This is a genomic window from Parafannyhessea sp. (genome assembly GCF_051876455.1).
Classification (GTDB): Bacteria; Actinomycetota; Coriobacteriia; order Coriobacteriales; family Atopobiaceae; genus Parafannyhessea.
Genome location: NZ_JBJEHW010000189.1, coordinates 1 through 1845, shown reverse-complemented (window position 1 = coordinate 1845; position 1845 = coordinate 1). Strand labels below are relative to the sequence as shown.

The window sequence follows — 1845 nt, the reverse complement described above, 5'->3', positions numbered from 1 at the left end:
AGCTAAGGGAGCGTGCGTGCTTGATGTTACCACGAAGTGGGCGCGTCCTTCTCGCACAATCTGGCCTCGGGCCGAGCGGTGGGGGACCAACCCAAGCGTCCAATGGGCTCGTTGTCAAGGGCTGGCTGGCAGAAGGTCGTGATGCGCCGCCTGCCACCCGATGCTTGACTTGTCTACCAAAACGTGGTCATGCATCTTCCCGAAATTGTCGACTGCTCACGGGAATCTTGAAGAAAGCCGACGTAACAGACGTATTCTTGGATTAGCCCAAAGCTTTGTCCTTTTCACACGGATACAAGAGTTTGTTTGAGTCATAATGTAGTCAAATTGTGTGCTGGAAGGAGCCTACGTTGATATACACCGTAACTTTGAACCCGGCCATTGACTATGTCATGCATCCCCTGACGCTTGACATGGGCTTCACCAACAGGTCCTCAAGCGAGGAAATCTACTGTGGCGGCAATGGCATCAACGTCTCTACTCTTCTGAACGAGCTCAAGGTGATCAACGTGGCCTTCGGCATTGCCGCTGGCTTTACGGGCGATTACCTGATCGAGACGCTCCAGAAGAACGGGATCTCGTGCAACTTCGTGCGCCTCGACAAGGGCTTTACGCGCATCAACGTGAAGCTCAACGGCATCGTCATGACGATGGTCAACGGCATGGGTCCCAAGATCAGCGAGAAGAAGGTCGACGAGCTGCTCGAGCGCATCGACTACATTGGCGAGGGTGACACGCTCGTGCTCACGGGCTCCATCCCCAAGTCGCTCCCCGAGGACATGTACAACATCATCATGAAGAGGCTCGAGGGTCGTGGCATCCGCTTTGTGGTCGACGCGCCGGGCAAGCTCCTGCTCGAGTCGCTCGAGTCCAGGCCCTTCCTCATCAAGCCCAACAACCACGAGGTCGGCCGCATCTTCAACGCCCGCCCGGAGACTCCGGAGGAGTGCATTCCCTTCGCGAAGGAGCTGCACGAGAAGGGTGCCCAGAACGTCATCGTCTCCTGCGGCGGGCACGGCTCGCTCCTGTACGACGAGAAGGGCGAGATCCACACGGTCCCGACCGCAAAGATCAAGCTCGTGAACGCGACTGGCGCCGGCGACTCCATGGTCGCGGGCTTCGTCGCGAAGGTGCAGGAGGGCGCCGACTACGAGACCGCGCTTCGCTTCGCCTCCGCCTGCGGCACCGCAACCGCCGCGAGCAAGGGCATCGCAAAGCGTGCGACGATCGACCGCGTGTACGCGAACCTTACGAAGATCATCGAGGAGCAGGGCAAGTAGCTGCCGTGATTCTCGCCATGGAATAGGTCGGGGATTTCAAGGGGGGAATCCCCGATTTGCAATAGCGCCATGGGCAAGTGTGGGTGTTTTCTACTATGGGAGGTCTACATGTACGAAGGCGTTAACGCTTCTGACGGGTACGGCATCGGTGTGGCGCAGGTTGCCGTGGCACCCGACCTGTCGTTTACCCCGACGAAGCCCGAGGATCCCGAGGCGGAGAAGGCGCGCTACGCAGCCGCCCTCGAGAAGTTCGTTGCACAGACCAACGCTCAGATCGAGCGCATGAAGCAGTCCGTTGGCGAGGAGGCGGCGGCCATCATGGGCGCCCACATCGAGTTCGCCGAGGACGAGGGCATCAAGGACATGGTCAACGGCTCCATCGACTCCGGCATGTGCGCCGAGCAGGCCGTGAGCGAGGCCTACGACACGTACTACAACATGTTCTCGAACATGGAGGACGAGCTCTTCCGCGAGCGCGCGGCAGACGTCGCCGACGTCAAGACCGGCCTCCTTGCGGACCTGCTGGGCAAGCAGGTCGTCGACCTCTCCTCCCTCCCCGAGAACT

General features: G+C 59.8%; 2 protein-coding genes. Both read left to right on the top strand.

Going from position 1 to position 1845, the window contains the following annotated elements; all coding sequences use genetic code 11:
- The first annotated feature begins 350 nt into the window (after nt 1-350).
- The gene (gene pfkB, locus ACI38Z_RS08130) at nt 351-1280 is read left to right on the top strand and encodes a 1-phosphofructokinase (RefSeq protein WP_439789695.1); all 930 of its coding nucleotides are present in this window, start codon (nt 351-353) and stop codon (nt 1278-1280) included.
- A 108-nt stretch (nt 1281-1388) separates the two neighbouring features.
- Nucleotides 1389-1845: phosphoenolpyruvate-utilizing N-terminal domain-containing protein (locus tag ACI38Z_RS08125; RefSeq protein WP_439789694.1), on the top strand; the 457-nt coding region annotated here is incomplete at its 3' end.